Consider the following 23,505-nt stretch of genomic DNA (forward strand, 5'->3'; position numbering starts at 1 on the left):
TGGAGCGTGTTCTCGGTTTCCGAACGCGACCAGTTGCGTCGTGATCTCGTCAACGCCGCCGACGTCGACCCGCGGGTGGTCGGGGCGGCGCTCACCGGGTCCGCGGCCGTGGGCCGGGAAGATCGCTGGTCGGACATCGACTTCGCCTTGTCGGTCGAGCGGGACGTCGACGCGGTGGTGGCCGACTGGACCGCCCTGATGTACGCGTGCGGGGCTGTCGGTCATCTCGACGTGCGGAGCGGGAAGACCCTGTTCCGCGTGTTCCTGATGCGGTCCACGCTGCAGGTGGACATAGCGTTCTGGCCGTCGGACGGGTTCGGGGCGACCGGGCCGACGTTCAAGCTGTTGTTCGGTGAGGCGAACCAGCTGCCGCAGGCCGGGCAGCCCGACCGGGACGAGCTGGTCGGCCTCGCCTGGCTGTACGCCCTGCACGCGCGGTCGTCCATCGCGCGCGGGCGTGGGTGGCAGGCGCTCTACATGATCAACGGCATGAGGGACCACGTGATGTCGTTGTGGTGCCTGCGCGAAGGCGTGAACGCGGTGCAGGGGCGAGGGCTGGACGACCTGCGGGACGCCGACGCGTTCGCCGGGACGGTGGTGCTGTCCACCCATCCCGACGAGTTGCGGCGGGCGTTCCGGGTGCTGACCGGGCTGTTGCTCGGGGAGATCACTGAGCCGGAACTGCGTGAGGCCGTGCGGGCGCTGTCTCCCTGAGCAGCAATGCCGCCGTGAGCAGGACGAGCACGGCCGCCGATCCGTGCACCGCGAGCGCGTAGCCCACTGTGCCGCCGTGCGTGATCACGGCGAGGCAGTCGCCGATCGGGATGATCGAGTCCGCGAGGACCACCCAGCCCAGGGCTCGGCGCTGGCCCATCAGCAGCAGGATCAGGGCCGTCAGCGCGTAGGCGATGTCGCGCACGCCCTTCACGACGTAGTAGCCGGCCGGGTCGGTGATGCCGAAGCCCGCAGCCGCTCCGTCGCCGTTGAGCAGGTAGCTCAGGCCGAAGTAGAAGCCCGCCAGCACGACGAGCCAACCCATGATCGTGGTCAAACGCATTGCATCCTCCGAAGATCTAGCACTGCTAGCGACAAGAGCGACGCTAACACTAGGAGCGCTCGAATGTCTAGCAGTGCTAGATTCAACGTCGTGACCATCCAGAACCGGCGTGAGCGCGAGCGTGCCGAACGCCATCAGCTGATCATCGACGCCGCCCGGGACCTGGCCGAGGCGGAGGGCTGGGACGCGGTCACCACGCGCCGGCTCGCGGAGAAGGTCGAGTACAGCCAGCCGGTGCTCTACAGCCACTTCAAGGGCAAGGACGCGATCGCGCGCGCGGTCGCGATCCAGGGGTGCGGTGAGCTGGCCAGGCTGCTGCGGAAAGCCCGTCCGTCACGAGGGGAGTCACGGCTGCGGGCCGCGGCGGAGGCGTACCTGGAGTTCGCGCGACGAAGGCCGGCGCTCTACGACGCGATGTTCGTGCAGCAGTCCGACATCCCGTGGGGCACGGACGAGGTGCCGCAGGAACTGCTCGACGCGTTCGGGGAACTGGTCGCCGCGGTCGAGCCCGTCCGAGGCGAACGAGACCTGGAGGCGTTGACCGAGGTCTTCTGGAGTTCGCTGCACGGCATCGCGACGCTCGTGCAGGGCGGGAGACTGCGGCCTGAGCACGACGAGACCCGTCTCGACCTGCTGCTAGGTGCGCTCAGCCTCGCACAGCACGAAGACGGGCTTTGAGCCGATCCGCGTCAGCACGACCGTCGCCGAGGCGGAACCGGAGAGCTTCAGGCGTTTGCGCATCGTGTTCGGGTCGACGTCCAGGCCGCGCACCAGGATCTCCAGCCGGCCGACCGACCGCGTCTTCAGCAACGACTTGAGCGACTTCTCCGTGTAGTGGCCGTGTTCGAGCACGCGGAACGCCCGGATGCCCGGAGGCGGCTTGGGACCGCTCAGGTACGCGATGCGCTCGTCGAGCTGCCACAACCCGTGCCGGGCCGCGTAATGACGCACCAGACCGGCGCGCACGACGGCGCCGTCCGGATCGATGATCCACTCGCCGGGCGGGGCGACCGGGCAGTCGTCCGGCTCGGCGTCCGTGAGGGTCCACGAGTCGGAGCCGTGCAGAACGGTGGCGCGGCGCGTGACCCCTGGCGTGGCAAGGCCCCTCGTCCACAGACAGGCTTCACGGACCGCGCCGTCGAGGGACACGACCTCGATCTCGGCGGCCCATGGCGCGACGGCGAAGTCGATGCCGGGAGCGCACTTCACCGCGAGATCGACACCCGAGTACACCTCGGACAACTCGTCCAGCGGCGGCACGAAGTCCGAGGGGTTCCACTTGCGGCGGCCGGACGAGTCACGGCGAGCCGGATCAGCGGTGACGGCCGAAGCCCGCGACACCGGACGCAGGGCATCGGCGACGACGACGAGCCGCCCCGGAACGTTGTTGCGCGCCATGGCGAGCCGCACCGGGTCGAGGTCCGAACCGACGCAGACGGAGGCCACCTCGCTCAGCGCGGAGAGGTCCGCACCGACCGAACACGTGACGTCGTGCACGGATCGACCGGCGAACCGCAGCGCGCGATGCCGGGCGACCGTGGAAGCCGTGGCCTGTTGCAGGGCGTCGTCGGTGAAGAGCCACGACGAAGCGGAGTCCAGTTTGGACACCGCCCGACGCCGCAGCAGCACGGTTTCCACGACCGGGGCGAAAGAAGACCCGAGGAGCTTGCGAGCCGTCTCGACGTCGCGCAACCGGGAAGCCTCGGAGAACGGCAACGCGTCCACCTCGGCCAGCGCGGCGGTTCCGGCGGCAGAGCGCAGGAACGCCACGTCGGCAGTGGTGAACGCGTAGCCCAACTCAGGAAGTCTTCTTGCCGGTGATCGACACGTTGTAGAACACCTCGCGCGGCAGCACCTTCGAGAGGACGTTCTGGTCGACCCACGTGAGGTTCTGCCAGGTGCGGTAGGCGAACATCGCCCACCCGAAGCCCAGCTTCTCGCGCGGCACGGCGGCCTCGAACGTGCGCACCGGCCAGCCGAACAGAGCCGCGGACAGCTCGTCGGTCACGGCGCGGACGCCGACGGCACCGGCGCGGCGAGCCGTGGCCTCCAACTGGTCCGGGTCGAACGTGTGCAGGTCGACCACAGCTTCCAGCGCGGCGGCGCGGGAGGACTCGTCGAGCTCCTCCTGCGGACGGCGCCACTCCCCCAGCACCGGCACGGCCTTGGTGATGTTGGTGGTCAGCCACCACGTCGCCTGGCCGAGCTTGCGGGCGTAGAAGTTGCCGATGTTCGTCGGGTCGCCCGCGAACACGAACTTGCCGCCGGGCTTGAGCACCCGCAGCACCTCGCGCATCGCCGCCTCCACATCGGGGATGTGGTGCAGCACCGCGTGACCGACGACGAGGTCGAACGTGTTGTCGTCGTACGGGATGCGCTCGGCGTCGGCGACGCGGCCGTCGACGTCCAGGCCGAGGTGCTCGGCGTTGCGCAGCGCGACCTCGACCATGCCGGGCGACAGGTCGGTGACCGAGCCCTTCTTGATCACTTCGCCCTGCATCAGGTTCAGCAGGAAAAAACCCGTGCCGCAGCCCAGTTCCAGCGCGTGCTCGTACGGGCCGACGTCACCCGCGGCGGCGCGGAAGCGGTCCGTCGCGTAGGTGATGCAGCGGTCGTCGTACGAGATCGACCACTTCTCGTCATACGTGCCCGCTTCCCAGTCGTGGTAGAGCACCTGCGCGAGCTTGGTGTCCTTGTAGGCCGCCTCGACCTGTTCCGCGGTCGCGTGCGGGTTCGGTGCCGGATCAGTTGCCACTGAACTTCGCCTTTCCGGGACCGTTCGCGATGAACGACTCCACGCCGTTCTTCTTGTCCTCCGTCGCGAACAGCGCCGCGAAGAGGTGGCTTTCGAGCTTCAGGCCCGACTCCAGGTCGGTGTCAAGGCCACCGTCGACGGCGGCCTTCGTCGCGGCCAGCGCGAGCACGGGCCCGTTGACGAACTGCTTGGCCCACCGCACGGCCGCGGCGTACACGTCGTCGGGCGCGACGACCTCGTCGACCATGCCGATCTCGAGCGCCTCCTGGGCGCCGACGAACCGGCCGGTGTAGAGCAGGTCCTTGGTCTTCGACGGACCGATCAACCGGGCGAGGCGCTGCGTGCCGCCACCGCCGGGGATCAGGCCGAGCAGGATCTCGGGCTGGCCGACCTTCGCGTTGTCACCGGCGATGCGGCGGTCGCAGCCGAGAGCGACCTCGAACCCGCCGCCCAGCGCGTACCCGGTGATCGCGGCGACCGTCGGCTTCGGCACCGAGGCCAGCGCGCCGAGAGCGTCCGACAGGCCCTTGGCCCGCAGCGTCATCTCGGCGTGGGAGATCTGCGCGAACTCCTTGACGTCGGCACCGGCCGCGAAGACCTTCTCGCCGCCGTACACGATGACCGCGTAGACGTCCGAACGCTCCGAGGCCTCCTTCGCGGCGGCCTGGAGCTCGGTCTGCACCTGCCGGTTCAGGGCGTTCATCGGCGGCCGCTCCAGGCGGATCGTGCCGATCCCGTCCTGAACCTCAAGCCTCACGAACTCAGCCACGCAGCCCTCCATCAGTTGTCGCGACAGCAGTGTCACGTTACCCGGCAGTAGCTTGTCAGACCTTGCGCCGGGCGAAGAACCGCTCCCCGGACTTCTGCAGCTCCAGGTCCTGCCCGAACGTCTTGGAGAGGTTCTCCTCGGTCAGCACGTCGTCGAGCAGCCCCTGAGCCACGATCGAGCCCTCGCGCAGCAGCAGCGCGTGCGTGAAGCCCGGCGGGATCTCCTCGACGTGGTGCGTGACCAGCACCATCGCGGGCGCGTCCGGGTCCATCGCCAGCTCCGAGAGCTTCGCGACCAGGTCCTCGCGACCGCCCAGGTCGAGGCCCGCGGCGGGCTCGTCGAGCAGCAGCATCTCGGGGTCCGTCATCAACGCGCGGGCGATGAGCGTGCGCTTGCGCTCGCCCTCGCTCAGCGTGCCGTAGAGGCGGTCGGCGAGGTGCGCCATGCCGAGGGTGCCGAGCAGCTCGCGGGCACGGTCCGTGTCCTGCTTGCCGTACTCCTCGCGCCAGCGGCCGAGCACCGCGTACCCGGCGGAGACGACCAGGTCGACGACCGTCTCGTCGGGCGGGATGCGGCCGCCCAGGGCCGCGGAGCACAGGCCGATCCGGGGCTTGAGCTCCTGGACGTCCGTCTTTCCCAGACGTTCACCCAGGAGGTGGACCTTGCCCTTGGTCGGGTGCAGGTCGGCGCTGGAGAGCCTGAGCAGGGTGGTCTTGCCGGCGCCGTTCGGGCCCAGCACCACCCAGCGCTCGTCCAGTTCCACGCTCCAGTCGATGTTTCCGACCAGCGTGTTCTTGCCTCGGCGGACCGACACGCCCGCCATGTGCACGACCAGATCTGTCACGTCGACGTCCGCCACACCCCCATTCTTCCGAACGGCCTCGCACCGACCACTCATCGGGGTGTCCCTCGGGCGGGGTGACGCCGCTGCGCCGCCTGTGTGAACTCTCAAGTTTTTTGTCGGTGGCGGATGCCAAGATCAGAGGCATGGCTACGCGACCCGAGTCCGAGGTGCTGGCAGGCCGACCGTTCCCACTGGGGGCACACGCCGAAGCAGGCGGTGTCCGGTTCGCGGTGACGTCCCACGTCGCCGACGCGGTCGAGGTCTGTCTCGTCGACGACGACGGCACCGAGAAACGGGTCGAGCTGACCGAACGGACGTTCGGCGTCTGGCACGGTCTCGTGCCCGGTGTCACGCCCGGCCAGCGGTACGGGTTCCGGGTGCACGGGCCGTACGACGCGGGGCGCGGTCTGCGCTGCAACCCGGCGAAGCTGCTGGTCGACCCGTACGCGCGGCAGATCGAGGGCGGGATCACGAACCTGGAGGCCTCGCTCGGCTACGTCGGCGACCCGATGCACGGGCCGCCGTCCGCCGTCGACTCGCTCGGCAGCGTGCCCCTGTCCGTCGTCAGCTCGCCGGGCGGCGCGGACACGGGCGTGAAGCCCGACGTGCCGTTCGAAGAGGCGGTCATCTACGAGATGCACGTCAAGGGCTTCACGAAGAACCACCCGGAGATCCCGGAGAAGCTGCGCGGCACGTACCTCGGGCTCGCGCACCCGGCGGCGATCGAGCACCTCACGCGCCTCGGCGTCACCACTGTCGAACTGCTGCCGGTCCAGGCGTTCCAGGACGAGCCGTCGCTGCTCAGCCGGGGCGCGAGCAACTACTGGGGCTACTCGCCGCTGGGCTACTGCGCGCCGCACGCCGCGTACGCGAGCGAGCCGGGCAACGAGGTCCAGGAGTTCCGCACGATGGTCGCGGCGATGCACGCGGCGAACATCGAGGTGCTGATCGACGTCGTCTACAACCACACCTGCGAGGGCGGGCCGGACGGGCCGACCATCTGCTTCCGCGGCTACGACGCGCCGGGCTACTACCTGCACGCCGGCGGCGGCAGCACGGTCGACATCACCGGCTGCGGCAACACGCTGGACGCCGGGTCGCCGCAGGTCGTGCGGCTGGTCACCGACTCGTTGCGCTACTGGGCCGCCGAGATGGGCGTCGACGGGTTCCGGTTCGACCTCGCCTCGACGATGGGCCGGCCGGGCGGCGGGTTCTTCGACCGCGACTCGGCCCTGCTCACAGCCATCACGACGGACCCGGTGCTGTGCCGGTCCAAGCTGATCGCCGAGCCGTGGGACGCGACGGGCGACGGGTACCGGGTCGGCGACTTCGGCATGCAGTGGGCCGAGTGGAACGGCCGTTATCGCGACACGGTCAGGGATTTCTGGCGCGGCCACACGTCCGTGCGCGACCTCGCGTACCGGCTCTCCGGCTCGAGCGACCTGTACGCGGACGACCTGCGCCGGCCGTGGCAGTCGATCAACTTCATCACCGCGCACGACGGGTTCACGCTGCGGGACCTGGTGTCGTACAACGACAAGCACAACGAGGAGAACGGCGAGGAGAACCGCGACGGGACGAACGACAACCGTTCGTGGAACTGCGGTGCCGAGGGCGAGACGTCCGATCCCGCGGTCCTCACCCTGCGCGCGCAGCAGGCGCGGAACCTGCTCTCGACGCTGCTGCTGTCGACCGGCACGCCGATGATGACGGCGGGCGACGAGATGTGGCGCACCCAGGGTGGCAACAACAACGCGTACTGCCTGGACAACGACGTGTCGTGGGTCGACTGGACGACGAGCGACGCGAGCGAGGCACTGCTGGGGTTCACGCAGCGGCTGATCGACCTGCGCTCGTCGTCGCCGGCCTTGCGGCAGCCCCAGTTCTTCGAGGGCCGCACGACGCCCAGCGGCAACCCGGACCTGGTGTGGTTCCGGCCGGACGGGCAGGAGATGGCCGAGACGGACTGGTTCGACGAGGGCCGCCGCACGCTCGGCATGTTCATCGACGGCTCGAACTGCCTCTCCCGCACACGGGACGGCGAGCTCGTGTCGGACGACTCGTGGCTGATGCTGATGCACGCCGGTGCGGAGGCCATCAGCGTGACGCTGCCGCACGAGCGCTACGGGCCGTCGTACGAGCCGTTCCTCGACACGACGACGGCGGACGGCTCCCCGGCGAATCCCGGTTCTTTCGCACCGCGCGGGAAGCTCACCGTGCCCGCTCGCTCGTTGCTGCTGCTCCGCATACCGCGCTGAACTCCTTGCGGCTACTTGACTCTGTGTCCGAGGTTCTTCCGGCAAATGGACGCTCTAGCCACACTCTGAGCGCGTCTGGCACCATCACGCCCGTGGTCGTCTACTGCTGGACGGACCGCACGATCGACCTCGTACTCGTGGCGTCGTGCGGGTGTAGCTCGACGCGACGCACGCGCTGACAGCGCCCTGCGTCGCGTCTTGATCGCTACCCGTACCCGACGCGGCCTTCAGGAGCGAGTGCGTGACCTCGACGTATGCAGACCAAGATCAATTCGATCTCCACCCGGTGCTGGACAGCCAGCTGCTGCGTGACGTGATCCACCCGTCCCGCGACCTGTGGACGCCGCGCGAGCTGCGCGACCTCACCTCGTTCGTGGCGAGCGAGCTGACCACCGGGCTGCTCCAGATCCTCGACTACTCGCCCGAACGCCGCTGGTGGGCACGGCTGGGGCTGACCGAGGGCGTCGAGCTGTGGCTGCTGTCCTGGCTGCCGGGCCAGGGCACCGAGCCGCACGACCACGGTGGTTCGGCCGGGTCGTTCACCGTGCTGACCGGCAAGCTGCGGGAGGACTACCGCTACCCCGCCGGGCCGATCCGGTCCGCGGTGCGCGACACCGGCGACGCGCTGGGCTTCGGGTCCGGGCGCGCGCACCAGGTGCTGAACCCGTTCGAGGCGCCGGCCGCCACCGTGCACGCCTACTCACCGCCGCTCGTGCCGACCCGCGAGTACGCGTCGCTGCACGACATCCCCGACTCGATCCCACCGCTGCCCGCGCAGCGCCTGCCGCTGGCCGAACTGCGTCAGCTGGCCGACCTGGAGGGCCCGTGAGCAACCTCGACACCATCCTCGAAGACGCCCGGTCGCACCTCAGGCGGCTGGAACCGCACGAGGTGCTCGCACTCGAGGACGTGCTCGTCGTCGACATCCGTCCGGCCCACAACCGGCTGGCCGAGGGCGAGATCGAGAACTCCGTCGTGGTCGAGCGGATCGTGCTGGAGTGGCGGCTCGACCCGGAGGGCGACTGGCGGCTGCCCGGGTTCGACGCCGGCACGACGGTGGTCGTCGTGTGCAACGAGGGCTGGTCGTCGTCGCTCGCGGCCCGGGACCTGCAACGGGTCGGGCTGCCCAACGCGACGGACCTCGTCGGCGGGTACCGGGCCTGGCGCGCCGCCGGACTGCCGATCCGCGAGGGCGGCACACAGCCCGTGGTCTGACCGTGGAACCGCTGCCACGCCGGTAACGTCTGCTGACCGTGACACGCGTGCGCTGGGTCGTGACGGCACTGGTCGTGGCCGGAACGATCGCCTGGACCCTCCCGGAGTTCCACCTCGGCCTGGCCGGAGCACTGGTCGGCCTGGTGGTGGAGCTGACCGCGGCCCAGGCCGGCCTGGCGCTCGGCGCCGTCCTGTTCGGACTCCGGATCACGCACGTGATCATCGGCATCGGCGGTGAGCTCAAGTCGTGGACGTGGACGCACCAGCGGCTCGTCCTGCGCCAGATCCCCGTGCTCGCGACCATCGGGATCACCGGGCTGAAGCCGGGGGTGCGCCGGCGGACCGTCCTCACCGGAGCGGTCTCGATCGTCTTCTGCGCGGTGGTCGCGGCGGTGACGTGGCTCGCCGCCGGCAGCGCGTTCGGCAAGGGCATGGCGCTCGCCGCCACCACCTGCTTCCTCTGGCAGCTCGTGCCGGTCCAGCGGCCGGGCGGCACGAGCCTGGGCTGGTTCGTGTTCTCGCTGCCGAAGCTCTCCGGACGGCCGCTCGGCGAACTGGAGGCAGGGCCCGGCGTGCTCGCCGGCATGGACGCCTACCAGCGCGGTGACCTCGACGAGGCCGAGCGCATCCACACCGAGCTGGTGCGCGAGCACCCCGACCTGCTCACCGTCGTCGGGCTCGAGGTCGTGACGTCGTGCGCTCGCGAGCGGTACCTCGAAGCGATGCAGACGGTGATCGGACTGACCGGTCGCACGGACCTGACCACGCGGGACCTGGCCTTCGTGATGGCCACCACCGCGGGCGTCTCCGTGCTGGCGGTCGAGGCGGGGCAGTTCCCCGCGGAGGTGGGTCTGGAGACCGCGCGCAGCATGTTCGGCAACGCCTACGAGGCGGGATATCCGAAGCAGCGCGCGAACGGGACGCTGGCGATCATGGCGTTGATCGAGGGCGACACCGCGAAGGCCAGGCGGCTCGCGGGTTACTCCGCCGAGTCGAGCGAGAACGCGCAGGGCCGTGCCGACGACCTGATCACCATCGCGCGGGCGTGGATGGCGGACGGTGACAACGCGAAGGCCCGCGAACTCGTGGCCGAGGCGCACGAGCTCGCGGGCTGGAGCCCGCGGGTGGCGGCGACCCGCGCCCGCCTGCAGATCAGCTGACCTCCGAACGGACAGCACGCACGGCGAAGGGCCCGTCACCGGAAGCGGTGACGGGCCCTTCGCACCCCGCGGACAGATCAGCTGTTCTGGACCGGCAGGCCCGGCAGCGCGGGCAGGCCACCGGGAGGTGCCGGCAGGCCGCACTTGCCCAGCAGGTCCTTGACGGTGTCGAGCACCAAGGTCAGCATTGCGGTGATCTTGCCGACGTCGGGCGGCCCACCCGCGGCACCGAGGATCGTGCCGCCGAGCCCGGCGATGGCCGAGATCAGGTTCAGCACGACGGGCAGGCACTGGTCGGCCGGACCTGCGTACTCAGCGGCCCGCGCCGGCAAGGGCACGCCCGGCGCACTGACAGGAGGTGTCGGTAGACATCCGGCGTTCTGCATCGCTGTCACGAGGCCGAGGAGGTCTCCGATCAGCGGTTTCACGGCTTCCACGTTGGGCACCGGCACGAGACTGCCGACGGCCTTCTTGAGTTTTGCGGCGAAGTCCGTGACGAGACCAGCGCAGGCGGCTGGGAGTTCTGGCGCGGCGGGCGACGCACTGGCAGCCGGGATGGTCGAGGCGGTGAACAATGCTGCGACGAGCGAGAGTGCGGTAATCGTCTTCTTCACGGCTACCTTCTTTCCTCAATGCGCAATTCACTTGGAGCCGACCCGAGAAAACCTTTCTACGAATTCTCGTGCGGTTCATTCCATGCCGAGGAGCGTAAGCCCGTGTCCAGGCCCCTACCAGCGGAGATCACGAATTCACCCACTCGAAAAAGTGGTCATTCGTTTGAGCGAAGGGTTTGAGGGGCACACGCCTGACCCAGGTCACCAGCAGTGAACAGGCAACAAGGAAGACGAACACATCAGGGCATCCAGCCCACCTTTTTCAGGCGAGCCGGATGCCCTGTGTCGACCTCCTGAAGCGATCAGCCGGCCAGAACGACCCTGCCGAGTTCCGCGGAGGTCGCCAGCAGGCCGTGACGTGGCAGCACGCGCACGGTGTAGCCGAGCGCTCCTGCGTGCGGCAGCGGCACCTCGGCCTCGTAGTTGCCGTTGCCCGCGTAGTTCATGGGCGCGGACACGATGTCCTTGAGCTCGTCGGAGTCGTGCGACACCTTGCCCAGCACGACCTGGACGTCCACTTCGGACGGCTCCAGCCCGGCCAGTTCGACGCGCGCCCGCACGATGACCGGCGCTCCGAGCACCGGCACGGAGGAGCCGCTGATCACCAGGTCGCTGTCGAGCACCCGCACCCGCGTCCACGACGCGCGCAGCCGGTGGCGGTACGAGGAGAGCTCCTTGGCGCCCCGGTATCCCTCACCGACGACGTTCTGCGCGGACGCGGCGGCCGGCGCGTAGTAGGTCTCCACGTACTCGCGGACCATCCGCGAGGCCTGCACCACCGGACCGAGCGAAGCCAGCGTGTGCCGGACCATCGACATCCAGCGGGTCGGCACGCCGTCCTCGCCGCGGTCGTAGAACAGCGGCGCGACCTGCGAACCGAGCAGGTCGTACAGCGCGTTGGCCTCCAGGTCGTCCCGGCGGACCGGGTCGTTGACGCCGTCCGCGGTCGGGATGGCCCAGCCGTTCGAGCCGTCGTACAGCTCGTCCCACCACCCGTCGCGGATGGACAGGTTGAGGCCGCCGTTCAACGCCGCCTTCATGCCGGACGTACCGCACGCTTCGAGGGGGCGCATCGGGTTGTTCAGCCACACGTCGCAGCCCCAGTACAGGTACCGGGCCATGGACATGTCGTAGTCCGGCAGGAACACGATCCGGTGCCGCACGCCCGCCTCGTCGGCGTAGCGCACGATCTGCTGGATCAGCGCCTTGCCGCCGTCGTCCGCCGGGTGCGACTTGCCCGCCACGACGAGCTGCACGGGCCGTTCGGGGTGCAGCAGCAGCGAACGCAGCCGCTCAGGATCGCGCAGCATCAGCGTGAGGCGCTTGTACGTCGGCACGCGCCGTGCGAAGCCCACGGTCAGCACGTTCGGGTCGAAGACCGAGTCGGTCCAGCCCAGCTCCAGCGCGGACGCGCCACGCTGCAGCCACGACTCGCGCACGCGGCGGCGCACCTCGTCGACCAGGCGGCCGCGCAGCGTGGACCGCAGCTCCCACAGCCCGGCGTCGGTGACCGGCTCGAACGCGCCGATGCCCAGACCCATCCGGCCGCTGTCCACTGTGTCTGACTCGGACGCTCCGAGCAGCTTGCTCATCTCCGTCGCCGCCCACGTCGGCCCGTGCACGCCGTTGGTGACCGAGCCGATCGGCACCTCGGTGGTGTCGAAGCCCGGCCAGAGGCCGCGGAACATGTCCCGGCTGACCTCACCGTGCAGTTTGGACACACCGTTCGCGCGCTGGGCGAGCCGCAGGCCCATGTGGGCCATGTTGAACATGCCGGGGTTCTCCTCGGCGCCCAGCGCGAGGATGCGCTGGGTGTTCACGCCGGGAACCAGGTTCTCGGCGCCGAAGTAGTGCTGGACCAGGTCGACCGGGAAGCGGTCGATGCCGGCGGGCACCGGCGTGTGCGTCGTGAACACCGCGCCCGCGCGCGACGCCGTCAACGCCTGGTCGAAGTCGAGACCGTCGTTGGTGATGTACTCGCGGATCCGCTCGAGGCCGAGGAACCCGGCGTGGCCCTCGTTGGTGTGGAAGACCTCGGGCTGCGCGTGGCCGGTGAGCTCGCAGAACGTGCGCACGGCGCGCACGCCGCCGATGCCGGCGAGGATCTCCTGGCGGATCCGGTGGTTCTGGTCGCCGCCGTAGAGCCGGTCGGTGACGCCGCGCAGGTCCTCGTCGTTCTGCTCCACGTCCGAGTCGAGCAGGAGCAGCGGGATGCGCCCGACCTGCGCCTTCCAGATCTTCGCGCGCAGCATCCGGTCGCCCGGCATGGCCACGTGCACCAGCAGCGGCAACCCGGACGGCTCGGTCAGCAGCTCCAGCGGCAACCCGCGGGGGTCGAGCGTCGGGTAGTGCTCGATCTGCCAGCCGTCGAGCGACAGCGACTGCCGGAAGTACCCGGACCGGTAGAGCAGGCCGACCGCGATCAGCGGAACGCCGAGGTCGGAGGCCGCCTTGAGGTGGTCGCCGGCGAGGATGCCGAGACCGCCCGAGTAGTTCGGCAGCGCCTCGTGCACGCCGAACTCCATCGAGAAGTACGCGACGCTCGTGGGCAGCGGTGTGTCGGGTGCCCCGTGCTCGCGGCGCTGGGCGATCTCGTCCTGCCTGCGCTGGTACCAGCGCGGACCCTGGACGTACCGCTCCAGATCGCTCGCGAGGGCGTGGAGCTTGAGCAGGAACTGCTCATCTCTGGCCAGCGACTCCAGCTTGCCCGCGTCGACGACGGAGAGCAGACGCAACGGGTCGCCACCGACCTCGGACCAGACGCGGGGGTCGATCGAGGAGAAGAGGTCCTGCGTGGGCGGGTGCCACGTCCAGCGCAGGTTGGTGGCGAGCGTGCTCAGCGCGGACAGGGGCTCCGGCAGGCTGGCTCGGACGGTGAACCGGCGAAGTGCTCGCATGACGAGCGAACTTACCTGCCACCCCTGAGTGCCTGACAACGTTCCCGGTCAGACCTGCAACGACTTGCAGAACCGGTCAAGACGCGGACGCCCGTGAGCAGCGAATACTTCGACGCCCGATCAACCCCGCTGCTCGTTCGTGATCAGCAGCCTGTCGCCCTTGCCGGAGATCTTGAGCGTGTGCTCCTCGGTCGTCGCCTTGTCGGTCTCCTTGTCGGTCAGCTCCAGCGCCGTCGTGACGGTGAACGTGCCGTCCTCGTTCGCGTCGGCCAGCGGGCCGTCCTTGACCGCGAGCTTGCTGTACTTGCCCCAGAACTGCTTCTCCGAGGCCAGGCCGGGTGCCCGGTCGGGGTCCCAGTCGCCACGGGCGGCCTCGACGTTCGCCGGCAGCTTCGCGTAGTGCTGCTTCACGAAGGTGGCGACCTGGGCCTGGGTGAACTTGGTGGCCGGCGGCTTCGACGAGGGCGGCGGGCTCGGCTTGGTCTGCGACGGCGTCTGCTTCTCGGTCGTCTTGGCCGGGGGGTTGGTCGTCGGCTTGTCGTAGGTGGGCTCCGGGGTCTCCGAGGTGGTCACCGGCGTCGAACTGGCACCGGTACCGGTCGAGTCGCCGTCCCCGAAGTTCGAGATGATCGCGTAGGCGACGCCCGAGATCAGGAGCACGCCGAGGACCGCGGCCGCGACCGCGAGGCCCCGGTTGCTCTTCTTCGGTTCGGGCTCGGGCTCGTAGTCGTCGTAGGTCGCGGGCAACGGCGCGGGCGGCCGGGTGCGCGGCGCCTGCGGGGGCATCGTGCGCGGCGGGCCCTGCATCGTGCCCGGACCCGCGGCGCCCATCACGGCGGTGCCGGTCGGCGGCGTCATGGGGCGCGGCGGGATCACGCGGGTGACCGGGACCGGGGCACCGGACGCGATCGCCTTGAGCTCCTCGGCGGCCTGGGCCGCGGTGGGGCGCTGCGACGGCTCGTTCGCGAGCAGCCGGGTCAGCAGGCCGGTGAGCGGGCCCGAACGCGTCGGCGGGCGGGTCTCGCCGCGCGCGACCTTGTAGAGCAGGCCCAGGTCGTTCGTGCTCTTGCCGAACGGCGGCTCGCCCTCGGTCATCGCGTAGATCGTCGCGCCGAGCGAGAACACGTCCGAGGGCGGCGCGGGGTCGGAACCGCGGGCCAGTTCCGGCGCCAGGTACGCGGGCGTGCCCGCGAGCATGCCGGTCTTCGTCACGGCCACATCGCCCAAAGCGCGCGAAATGCCGAAGTCGGTGATCTTCACCGTGCCGTCGCGTCCAATGAGGACGTTTCCGGGCTTGATGTCGCGGTGCACGATGCCCGCGCTGTGCGCGGCGGCCAGCGCGCCGGCGGCCAGCGAACCGATCCGCGCCGCCTCCTGCGCGGGCATCGGGCCGCGTTCCAGCACCGAGGAGAGGTTGCGGGACGGCAAATACTCCATGACAAGACAAGGCTTGCCGTCCTCGACCACGACGTCGTACACGGCGATCGCGTTAGGGTGCTGCAACCGGGCTGCGATGCGGCCTTCACGCATGGCGCGCTGCACGGCCTCGTGGAACTCGTTCGACTCCACGTCGTTGAGAAGCAGCTGCTTGACCGCTACGTCACGGTGCAGGAACTCGTCGCGTGCTCGCCACACGACACCCATGGCACCGGCGCCGAGCTGATCGAGCAGGACGTAACGACCTCCAAGCTTGTTCACGCGCGCACGGTACCTGTAGCGCTCTCTTAACACGGTGAGTTGTACGGGAAGAGTCCAATGAGAAAGACACCAAGCGCTGGGAACGTGGCCGAGAGACCCTGGACACGATCAGCGCTCGAGGTGTGCGATCGAGGGTGGCGGGGTACGGATCTAGATGGGGTAACCCGCTGTCAGACGGCTTGATCGAGCAAGGCAGGATTTGACGCATCAAAGAGAAGCGATACGGCGGAAGGGCGCTGCCGATGAGCGGACGGCTCGGTATCGACGAGGTATCCCCGGTGGTGTCGGCTGGTAGGTATCCAGCCAAAGCCGTTGTGGGAGAACACATTCCGGTTGCGGCCACGGTGTGGCGCGAGGGACACGACAAACTCGCGGCCACAGTCAGCTGGCGCGGACCGAACGACCGAGTCGCTCGTCAGACGCGCATGCACGAGGTCGGGATCGGCCTCGACAGATGGGGCGCGACGGTGGTTCCGGACGCCGAAGGCGCCTGGACGTTCCGGATCGATGCGTGGAGTGACCCCTGGGGCACCTGGAACCACGCTGTTGAGGTGAAGATCGCCGCTGGACAGGGTCCCGGTGATCTCGCAAACGATCTTGAGATCGGTGCCGGGCTACTCGATCGAGTGGCAAGGCGACCCGATAGGCGACAAGAGCGAGCACTCCTCACGTCTGCCGCGGCGGCGTTGCGGGACGAGGACCGGCCGCTCGCCGAACGCGTCGCGCCGGCCTTCGCGGCCGACGTGCAGAAGGTGATGTTCGAGCACCCCGTGCGCGAGCTGATCACCAAGGGCAAGACGCACAAGATCTGGTGCGACCGCAAGAAGGCCGCCTACGGCTCCTGGTACGAGTTCTTCCCGCGCAGCACCGGCGGGATCGACGAGACCGGCCAGGCGGTGCACGGCACGTTCGCCACGGCGACCAAGGAGCTCGACCGGGTCGCGGCGATGGGTTTCGACGTCGTCTACTTCCCGCCGATCCACCCCATCGGCCGGGTCAACCGCAAGGGTCCCAACAACACGCTCGTCGCGACGCCGGAGGACACGGGGTCACCGTGGGCCATCGGCGCGGACGAGGGCGGGCACGACGCGATCCACCCGCAGCTCGGCACGATCGAGGACTTCGACGCGCTCGTCGCGCGCGCCAAGGACCTCGGGCTCGAGGTGGCGCTCGACTTCGCGCTGCAGTGCGCCCCCGACCACCCGTGGGTGCTCAAGCACCCGGAGTGGTTCACGACGCAGCCCGACGGCACGATCGCGTACGCCGAGAACCCGCCCAAGAAGTACCAGGACATCTACCCGATCAACTTCGACCTCGACCCGCAGGGCCTCTACCACGAGGTGCTGCGCGTGGTCCTGTTCTGGGCCGAGCACGGGGTGCGGATCTTCCGGGTCGACAACCCCCACACCAAGCCGCCGGACTTCTGGCAGTGGCTGATCTGGAAGGTGAAGGAGGTCTACCCGGACACGCTGTTCCTGGCGGAGGCCTTCACCAGGCCCGCCCGCCTCTACGGCCTGGCCAAGCTCGGCTTCACCCAGTCCTACACGTACTTCACGTGGCGGACGGGCAAGCAGGAGCTGATCGAGTTCGGCGAGGACGTCCGCGACCACTGGGACGAGGCGCGGCCGAACCTCTTCGTGAACACCCCGGACATCCTGCACGAGTCACTGCAGCACGGCGGTCCCGGAATGTTCGGGCTCCGTGCGGCGCTCGCGGCCACGCTCTCCCCCACGTGGGGCGTCTACAGCGGCTACGAGCTGTTCGAGCACGAGGCCGTGAAGCCCGGAAGCGAGGAGTACCTCAATTCCGAGAAGTACCAGTTGCGGCCTCGCGACTACGCCCGTGCACTGGCGGACGGTCGCAGTCTCGAGCCGTGGCTGCGCAAGCTCAACCACATCCGCAAGGCGCATCCCGCGCTCCAGCAGATGCGCACGCTGAAGTTCCAGAGCATCGAGAACGACGCGCTGGTCGCCTACTCCAAGCGTGACCCGGAAACGGGCGACACCGTCGTTGTCGTCGTCAGCCTCGACCCGCACAACGCGCAGGAGGGGACCTTGTACCTCGACCTGCCCGAGCTCGGGTTCGACTGGCACGAGCGGGTGATCGCGCACGACGAGGTCACCGGCGAGACGTGGGACTGGGGACAGGCCAACTACGTCCGCCTCGAGCCGTGGCGTGCGACCGCGCACGTCGTGAGCTTGCAGCGCCGTTTCAGCTGATCAACCCGCACAACCCCCGACGAGGTGGGAACCATGGCCGACGACTCCCGTCCCGATGCTGCGCTCGGGCTGGAAGGAACACCGCACACCGGAGAGGCCATCGACGACGACGGCTTCCTGGTAGAACCTCAGGCTGAGGACTTCAAGTCGGCCAAACCGGCATCGGCCAACCCGAGCTGGTTCAAGGGCGCTGTCTTCTACGAGGTGCTGGTCCGCGCCTTCAGCGACTCCAACGGCGACGGCACGGGCGACCTCCGCGGTCTCGCCTCGCGCCTCGACTACCTGGAGTGGCTCGGCGTCGACTGCCTCTGGCTGCCGCCGTTCTACGCGTCGCCACTGCGCGACGGCGGGTACGACATCAGCGACTTCCGGGCGGTGCTGCCGGAGTTCGGCACCGTCGAGGACTTCGTGTACCTCCTGGAGGAGGCGCACCGGCGCGGGATCCGCGTGATCACCGACCTGGTGCTCAACCACACCTCCGACGCGCACCCGTGGTTCCAGCAGTCGCGCCAGGACCCGACGGGCCCGTACGGCGACTACTACGTGTGGAGCGACGACGACTCGCGCTACTCCGACGCGAGGATCATCTTCGTCGACACGGAGTCGTCGAACTGGACGTACGACCCGGTGCGCGGGCAGTTCTTCTGGCACCGCTTCTTCAGCCACCAGCCGGACCTCAACTACGAGAACCCGGAAGTGCAGGAGGCGATGCTCGACATCCTGCGGTTCTGGCTCGACCTCGGCATCGACGGGTTCCGCCTCGACGCCGTGCCGTACCTCTTCGAAGAGGAGGGCACGATCTGCGAGAACCTGCCGCGCACGCACGAGTTCCTGAAGAAGTGCCGCAAGGTCGTCGACGACGAGTTCCCCGGCCGGGTGCTGCTCGCCGAGGCGAACCAGTGGCCGTCGGACGTGGTCGAGTACTTCGGTGACCCGGAGATCGGCGGCGACGAGTGCCACATGGCGTTCCACTTCCCGCTGATGCCGCGGATCTTCATGGCGGTGCGGCGCGAGTCGCGGTTCCCGATCTCGGAGATCCTGGCGCAGACGCCGTCGATCCCGGAGAACGCCCAGTGGGGCATCTTCCTGCGCAACCACGACGAGCTCACGCTCGAGATGGTCAGCGACGAAGAGCGCGACTACATGTACTCGGAGTACGCCAAGGACCCGCGGATGAAGGCGAACATCGGCATCCGCCGACGGCTCGCCCCGCTGCTCGAGAACGACCGCAACCAGCACGAGCTGTTCACCGCGCTGCTGCTGTCGCTGCCCGGCTCTCCCGTCCTGTACTACGGCGACGAGATCGGCATGGGCGACAACATCTGGCTGCAGGACCGTGACGCCGTGCGCACGCCGATGCAGTGGACCCCGGACCGCAACGCGGGCTTCTCGTCGTGCGACCCCGGCCGGATCTACCTGCCGGTGATCATGGACCCGGTCTACGGCTACCAGGGCCTGAACGTCGAGGCGCAGCTGAACAGCTCGACGTCGCTGCTCAACTGGACGCGACACATGATCGAGGTGCGCAAGCAGCACCACGCGTTCGCCGAGGGCGACTTCACCGAGCTCGGCGGCTCGAACCCGAGCGTGCTCGCGTACAAGCGGCAGTGGAAGCGCCCGGACGGCCGCGAGGACATCGTGCTCTGCGTGAACAACCTGTCGCGCTTCCCGCAACCCGTCGAGCTGGACCTCTCCGAGCACCGCGACTACGCGCCGATGGAGCTCACCGGAGGTGTCAAATTCCCCGCGATCGGGGAACTCCCCTACCTGCTGACCCTCCCGGGTCACGGTTTCTACTGGTTCCAGCTGGTAGAGGCGGGCGACGACAGCGAGATGAGGTGAATCACGCGTGACCGATCCCCACGAACTGGTCGAGAAGCTGGCCGCCTCGCTACCCGATCTGCTCCCGGCCGCCAGGTGGTTCGGCGGCAAGGACAGGCCGATCACGGCCGTCCGTCCACTGCGGACGACGGTCGTCGACGGCGACCTGGTGCACGTGGTCTTCGAGGTCGAGCAGCCCGGACGAACGGAGAACTACCAGGGCGCGCTGAGCCTGAGCACCGGCGCCTGGGACGTGCTGCTCGACCCCGAGCACAACGGTGTGCTGCTCGACCGGATCGCGTCCGGGCACACCACCGACGGCATCACGTTCGCGCACGAGCCCGGCACCGAGGTGCGGTCGGGCCTGCGCGGGCGGCCGATCGGCGTCGAGCAGTCCAACACGTCGCTGATCTACGGGCAGCAGTACATCCTGAAGATCTTCCGCAAGCTCGCGAACGGCGAGAACCGCGACCTGACGATGCACCGCGCGTTGCGGTCGGTCGGCTGCGAGCACATCGCGCTGCCGCTGGGCTCCATCTCGACCACGCTGAACGACCAGCAGATCACGCTCGCGATGCTGCAGGAGTTCCTGCCGGACGCGGTCGAGGGCTGGGACATGGCCAAGACCTCGGTGCGCGACCTGATGGCCGAGGCCGACCTGCACGCGTTCGAGGTCGGTGGCGACTTCGCGGGCGAGGCGCAACGCCTCGGCCACGCCGTCGCGAAGGTCCACGCCGACCTCGCCGAGGCCCTGGGCACGCAGATCGCGGACGAGGACGCGATCGACCGTGCCATCGAGGGCATGCAACGGCGCCTGGGCGTCGTGCTGGAGGCGGTGCCGGAACTGGGCCGCCACGAGGAGCCGTTGCGCGCCGCGTTCGAGGAGGCGCGCCACCACGTCGGCGCGATCGGAATCCAGCACATCCACGGCGACCTGCACCTGGGCCAGGTGCTGCGGACCGTGCACGGCTGGCTGCTGATCGACTTCGAGGGCGAGCCCGCGGCGAAGGTCGAGGACCGGCTCGCACTGCGGTCGCCGTTGCGCGACGTGGCGGGGATGCTGAGGTCGTTCGACTACGCGGCCAGGCAGCTGCTCATCGGCCAGCCCGACGACGACCAGCTCGCCTACCGCGCGATGGAGTGGACGAAGCGCAACCGGGCCGCGTTCTGCGACGGCTACGCCGAGGTGGCGGACGACCCGCGGGACCACGCGCACCTGCTGCGCGCTTTCGAGCTGGACAAGGCGGTCTACGAGGTCGCTTACGAGCACGCCAACAGGCCGGAGTGGTTGACGGTTCCGCTGTCGTCGATCGCCCGGATGACTTCTGGAGGGAACTGAGCCGTGAAGGCCGACCTGGACCGACTCCTGTCAGGTGCGCACCACGACCCGCACTCGGTGCTGGGTGTGCACACCGTCGGCGACCAGGTGATCGCGCGGGCTCTCCGCCCAGGTGCGACGTCCGTCGCGGTGGCCTGGGGCGACAAGCAGGTCGAGCTGCCACGCATCGCCGACGCGCTGTTCGAGGGCGAACTGCCGGAGGTGCCCGGCGACTACCGGTTGCTGGTCAAGTACGACGGCGGCCCGGCCATCGAGGTGGACGACCCGTACCGCTGGCTGCCGACCGTGGGCGAGCTGGACCTGCACCTCATCGGTGAGGGCCGGCACGAGCGGCTCTGGGACGTGCTCGGCGCTCATGTCCGTTCCTACGAAACGGCTTCCGGTGACGTCACCGGCGTCTCGTTCGCGGTGTGGGCGCCGAACGCGCGCGGCGTGCGCGTGACCGGTGACTTCGACGGCTGGGACGGGCGCGCGAACCCGTTGCGCTCCATGGGTTCCAGCGGTGTCTGGGAAGTCTTCCTGCCGAACGTCGTGGTGGGCTCTCGGTACAAGTTCCGCATCCTCGGCCAGGACGGCATCTGGCACGAGAAGGCCGACCCGATGGCGTTCGCCACGGAGGTCCCGCCGCAGACGGCCTCGGTCGTCACGCGGTCGGAGTACCAGTGGCAAGATGCGGAGTGGGAAGCCCGGCGTGAGGCCACGAACTGGGCGAACGCGCCGATGTCGACCTACGAGGTGCACCTCGGCTCGTGGAAGCCCGGTCTCAACTACCGGGAGCTGGCCGTCGAACTCGCGGACTACTGCGAGGACATGGGCTTCACGCACATCGAGATGCTGCCCGTGGCCGAGCACCCGTTCGGTGGTTCGTGGGGCTACCAGGTCACCTCGTACTACGCGCCGACCTCGCGGTTCGGTTCGCCGGACGACTTCCGGTTCTTCGTCGACACGCTGCACCAGCGCGGCATCGGCGTGCTGGTCGACTGGGTGCCCGCGCACTTCCCGAAGGACGCCTGGGCGCTCGCGAAGTTCGACGGCACGCCGCTGTACGAGCACGCCGACCCACGTCGTGGCGAGCAGCTCGACTGGGGCACGTACGTCTTCGACTTCGGACGCAACGAGATCCGGAACTTCCTGGTCGCGAACGCGCTGTACTGGATCGAGGAGTTCCACCTCGACGGCCTGCGCGTGGACGCCGTCGCGTCGATGCTCTACCTCGACTACTCGCGGCCGGCGGACCAGTGGCTGCCCAACGAGTTCGGCGGCCGGGAGAACCTCGACGCGGTGCGGTTCCTGCAGGAGCTGAACGCGACCGTCTACAAGCGGCACCCCGGCGTGGTCATGATCGCCGAGGAGTCGACGGCGTGGCCGGGCGTCACGCGGCCGACGCACCTGGGCGGGCTCGGGTTCGGCTTCAAGTGGAACATGGGCTGGATGCACGACACGCTGCACTACCTGTCGCGTGAGCCGGTGCACCGCTCGTTCCACCACAACGAGATGACGTTCTCGCTGGTGTACGCGTGGAGCGAGAACTTCGTGCTGCCGCTCTCGCACGACGAGGTGGTGCACGGCAAGGGTTCGCTGTGGACCCGGATGCCGGGCGACGACTGGAACAAGGCCGCCGGCGTGCGGTCGCTGCTGGCGTTCATGTGGGCACATCCGGGCAAGCAGCTGCTGTTCATGGGCGGCGAGTTCGGGCAGCGGCAGGAGTGGTCGGAGTCGCGGTCGCTCGACTGGCACCTCGTCGAGCAGGAGCCGCTGCACCAGGGCATCCAGTCGCTGACGCGCGACCTGAACTCGGTGTACAAGACCGCCGCGGCGTTGTTCTCGAACGACGTCACGCCGGAGGGGTTCCAGTGGATCGACGCGAACGACTCGGGCGGCAACGTCCTGTCGTTCCTGCGGATCGGTGAGGACGGCTCGACGCTCGCCTGCGTGGCGAACTTCTCCGGGTCGCCGCACCACGACTACCGCGTCGGCCTGCCGTCGTCCGGGCGCTGGAAGGAGCTCGTGAACACCGACGCCGCGCACTACGGCGGTTCGGGCGTGGGCAACCTCGGTGGCGTCGAGGCCGAGGCCAGGCCGTGGCACGGGCGGCCGTACTCAGCCATCCTGCAGCTGCCGCCGTCCGGCGTGCTGTGGCTGGTCCCCGATCCGGTGACCGAGATCGAGACTCTCTGAGACGTCCGGCAGCGCTCCGTTCCAGTAGAGCGCACCGGACACCTGCGCGGGACCGGTGCCCGCGCAGGTGCGGACGACCTGGTCCTCCAGGTCGAACGGCGGGAAGTCCGCGCAGCCGGTGACGGCGAGCTTCAGACCGGTCAGCGGTTCGCTGCCGGTGTTGGTGACGGTGATCTTCAGGGTGTCCTGCCCGGCTTCGAGCGCGACGTCGTAGGCGGACACCCTGAGGAACACGCAGTCCCAGTGGACCTCGGTGCTCGTGGTGGCGAAGAACCGGACGGTGGCGGCGTCACGCGGTGCGACCATGCCGTAACTGTTCTGGCGCTTCGTCTCGCGGCCCGGCCGGAGCGCGTAGGTGCGTCCGGTCTGGACGCCGTCGCGGTCGTGGAACCGCAGCCCGGTCGCCGTCGCGGGTCCGGGCGCCCGGCTGCCTGCCCAGACCGACAGGTCGTAGACACCTCCCGGCACCACGGCCAGCACCGACTGGGCGGTGCCGGACCCGATGAGCACGCCCGCGCGCGGCTCCGGCGCGATTCCGCCGGTGCAACCGGGCATGGTCGGATCGGCCCCCGGCGGAGGGCCCAGGAGCAGCAACACGGCGCACAACACTTCGCGCACGAATGGAAATGTAAGTCGATCGGGCGACTCCGGCCCGGTGAACCTGATCAGTCCGCCGCACGT

The 23,505-nt window shown here is 69.2% G+C and carries 19 protein-coding genes; 10 read left to right on the forward strand and 9 right to left on the reverse strand.

Annotation, left to right across the window (positions count from 1 at the left end):
- The first annotated feature begins 6 nt into the window (after positions 1-6).
- Complete coding sequence (locus DFR72_RS07070; RefSeq protein ID WP_090066536.1) at positions 7-714, forward strand: hypothetical protein; 708 nt, start codon at positions 7-9, stop codon at positions 712-714.
- On the opposite strand, the gene DFR72_RS07075 is transcribed toward DFR72_RS07070, so the two are convergent.
- The gene (locus DFR72_RS07075; RefSeq protein ID WP_090066537.1) at positions 668-1,057 is read right to left on the reverse strand and encodes a DUF4267 domain-containing protein; all 390 of its coding nucleotides are present in this window, start codon (positions 1,055-1,057) and stop codon (positions 668-670) included. The two genes, DFR72_RS07070 and DFR72_RS07075, sit on opposite strands and share 47 nt — an antisense overlap.
- 90 nt (positions 1,058-1,147) lie before the next feature.
- Between DFR72_RS07075 and DFR72_RS07080 the strand changes: the two genes are divergently transcribed.
- Positions 1,148-1,735 (forward strand): TetR/AcrR family transcriptional regulator, encoded by a 588-nt coding sequence (locus tag DFR72_RS07080; RefSeq protein WP_090066538.1) that lies wholly within the window; start codon positions 1,148-1,150, stop codon positions 1,733-1,735.
- Here DFR72_RS07080 and DFR72_RS07085 read toward each other — a convergent pair.
- The 4 genes from DFR72_RS07085 to DFR72_RS07100 are packed head-to-tail and all read right to left on the reverse strand — an operon-like array spanning position 1,694 to position 5,479.
- Positions 1,694-2,854 (reverse strand): THUMP-like domain-containing protein, encoded by a 1,161-nt coding sequence (locus DFR72_RS07085; RefSeq protein WP_090066539.1) that lies wholly within the window; start codon positions 2,852-2,854, stop codon positions 1,694-1,696. The genes DFR72_RS07080 and DFR72_RS07085 overlap by 42 nt on opposite strands.
- A gap of 1 nt (position 2,855) precedes the next feature.
- Positions 2,856-3,812: a class I SAM-dependent methyltransferase gene (locus tag DFR72_RS07090; RefSeq protein ID WP_090066540.1), complete on the reverse strand. Its 957-nt coding sequence runs from the start codon at positions 3,810-3,812 to the stop codon at positions 2,856-2,858.
- Entirely contained in the window at positions 3,802-4,581 is a 780-nt protein-coding gene (locus DFR72_RS07095; protein WP_090066773.1) for an enoyl-CoA hydratase/isomerase family protein, read from the reverse strand. Before DFR72_RS07095 ends, DFR72_RS07090 begins: the two co-directional genes overlap by 11 nt.
- A gap of 55 nt (positions 4,582-4,636) precedes the next feature.
- Positions 4,637-5,479, reverse strand: a complete 843-nt coding sequence (locus DFR72_RS07100) for an ABC transporter ATP-binding protein (RefSeq protein ID WP_090066541.1) — start codon at positions 5,477-5,479, stop codon at positions 4,637-4,639.
- Positions 5,480-5,568: 89 nt separating this feature from the next.
- Between DFR72_RS07100 and glgX the strand changes: the two genes are divergently transcribed.
- The 4 genes from glgX (at position 5,569) to DFR72_RS07120 (ending at position 10,058) form a co-directional block, all read left to right on the forward strand.
- Positions 5,569-7,683 (forward strand): glycogen debranching protein GlgX, encoded by a 2,115-nt coding sequence (glgX, locus tag DFR72_RS07105; RefSeq protein WP_090066542.1) that lies wholly within the window; start codon positions 5,569-5,571, stop codon positions 7,681-7,683.
- Between the two features lie 241 nt (positions 7,684-7,924).
- Positions 7,925-8,512, forward strand: a complete 588-nt coding sequence (locus DFR72_RS07110) for a cysteine dioxygenase (protein WP_090066543.1) — start codon at positions 7,925-7,927, stop codon at positions 8,510-8,512.
- The gene (locus DFR72_RS07115; protein ID WP_090066544.1) at positions 8,509-8,898 is read left to right on the forward strand and encodes a rhodanese-like domain-containing protein; all 390 of its coding nucleotides are present in this window, start codon (positions 8,509-8,511) and stop codon (positions 8,896-8,898) included. The genes DFR72_RS07110 and DFR72_RS07115 overlap by 4 nt, the downstream gene beginning before the upstream one ends.
- Positions 8,899-8,945: 47 nt before the next feature.
- The gene (locus DFR72_RS07120; protein ID WP_114773627.1) at positions 8,946-10,058 is read left to right on the forward strand and encodes a hypothetical protein; all 1,113 of its coding nucleotides are present in this window, start codon (positions 8,946-8,948) and stop codon (positions 10,056-10,058) included.
- A gap of 77 nt (positions 10,059-10,135) precedes the next feature.
- Here DFR72_RS07120 and DFR72_RS07125 read toward each other — a convergent pair whose 3' ends face one another.
- The 3 genes from DFR72_RS07125 to DFR72_RS07135 all read right to left on the reverse strand — a co-directional run bounded on the left by DFR72_RS07125 (position 10,136) and on the right by DFR72_RS07135 (position 15,267).
- A complete protein-coding gene (locus DFR72_RS07125; RefSeq protein ID WP_090066546.1) occupies positions 10,136-10,672 on the reverse strand; it encodes a hypothetical protein in 537 nt (178 codons plus the stop codon).
- 302 nt (positions 10,673-10,974) lie between these two features.
- Entirely contained in the window at positions 10,975-13,569 is a 2,595-nt protein-coding gene (glgP, locus tag DFR72_RS07130) for an alpha-glucan family phosphorylase (RefSeq protein WP_090066547.1), read from the reverse strand.
- A 120-nt stretch (positions 13,570-13,689) separates the two neighbouring features.
- Positions 13,690-15,267 carry a serine/threonine-protein kinase gene (locus DFR72_RS07135; RefSeq protein ID WP_245982617.1) on the reverse strand — a complete coding sequence of 526 codons (1,578 nt, stop codon included), beginning with the start codon at positions 15,265-15,267 and terminating at the stop codon, positions 13,690-13,692.
- A gap of 242 nt (positions 15,268-15,509) precedes the next feature.
- Between DFR72_RS07135 and DFR72_RS07140 the strand changes: the two genes are divergently transcribed.
- From DFR72_RS07140 to glgB, 4 genes are read left to right on the forward strand one after another with little or no spacing between them, the layout of a single operon-like run.
- Entirely contained in the window at positions 15,510-17,486 is a 1,977-nt protein-coding gene (locus tag DFR72_RS07140) for an alpha-1,4-glucan--maltose-1-phosphate maltosyltransferase (protein WP_090066548.1), read from the forward strand.
- 33 nt (positions 17,487-17,519) lie between these two features.
- A complete protein-coding gene (gene treS / locus DFR72_RS07145) occupies positions 17,520-19,328 on the forward strand; it encodes a maltose alpha-D-glucosyltransferase (protein ID WP_090066549.1) in 1,809 nt (602 codons plus the stop codon).
- A gap of 7 nt (positions 19,329-19,335) precedes the next feature.
- Positions 19,336-20,646 carry a maltokinase N-terminal cap-like domain-containing protein gene (locus DFR72_RS07150; RefSeq protein ID WP_090066550.1) on the forward strand — a complete coding sequence of 437 codons (1,311 nt, stop codon included), beginning with the start codon at positions 19,336-19,338 and terminating at the stop codon, positions 20,644-20,646.
- Positions 20,647-20,649: 3 nt separating this feature from the next.
- Positions 20,650-22,824 carry a 1,4-alpha-glucan branching protein GlgB gene (gene glgB / locus DFR72_RS07155; RefSeq protein ID WP_090066551.1) on the forward strand — a complete coding sequence of 725 codons (2,175 nt, stop codon included), beginning with the start codon at positions 20,650-20,652 and terminating at the stop codon, positions 22,822-22,824.
- Here the strand turns inward: glgB and DFR72_RS07160 are convergent.
- Entirely contained in the window at positions 22,747-23,442 is a 696-nt protein-coding gene (locus DFR72_RS07160) for a DUF7850 domain-containing protein (protein WP_090066552.1), read from the reverse strand. The two genes, glgB and DFR72_RS07160, sit on opposite strands and share 78 nt — an antisense overlap.
- Positions 23,443-23,505 lie beyond the last annotated feature (63 nt).

The sequence above is a fragment of the Lentzea flaviverrucosa genome (assembly GCF_003350445.1).
In the GTDB taxonomy this organism is placed as follows: domain Bacteria; phylum Actinomycetota; class Actinomycetes; order Mycobacteriales; family Pseudonocardiaceae; genus Lentzea; species Lentzea californiensis.

Coding starts and splice junctions, on each gene's coding strand:
- DFR72_RS07075 (WP_090066537.1), bottom strand. CDS start 1,057: ATGCGTTTGACCACGATCATGGGTTGGCTCGTCGTGCTGGCGGGCTTC.
- DFR72_RS07100 (WP_090066541.1), bottom strand. CDS start 5,479: ATGAGTGGTCGGTGCGAGGCCGTTCGGAAGAATGGGGGTGTGGCGGAC.
- glgX (WP_090066542.1), top strand. CDS start 5,569: ATGGCTACGCGACCCGAGTCCGAGGTGCTGGCAGGCCGACCGTTCCCA.
- glgP (WP_090066547.1), bottom strand. CDS start 13,569: ATGCGAGCACTTCGCCGGTTCACCGTCCGAGCCAGCCTGCCGGAGCCC.
- DFR72_RS07140 (WP_090066548.1), top strand. CDS start 15,510: ATGAGCGGACGGCTCGGTATCGACGAGGTATCCCCGGTGGTGTCGGCT.
- treS (WP_090066549.1), top strand. CDS start 17,520: ATGGCCGACGACTCCCGTCCCGATGCTGCGCTCGGGCTGGAAGGAACA.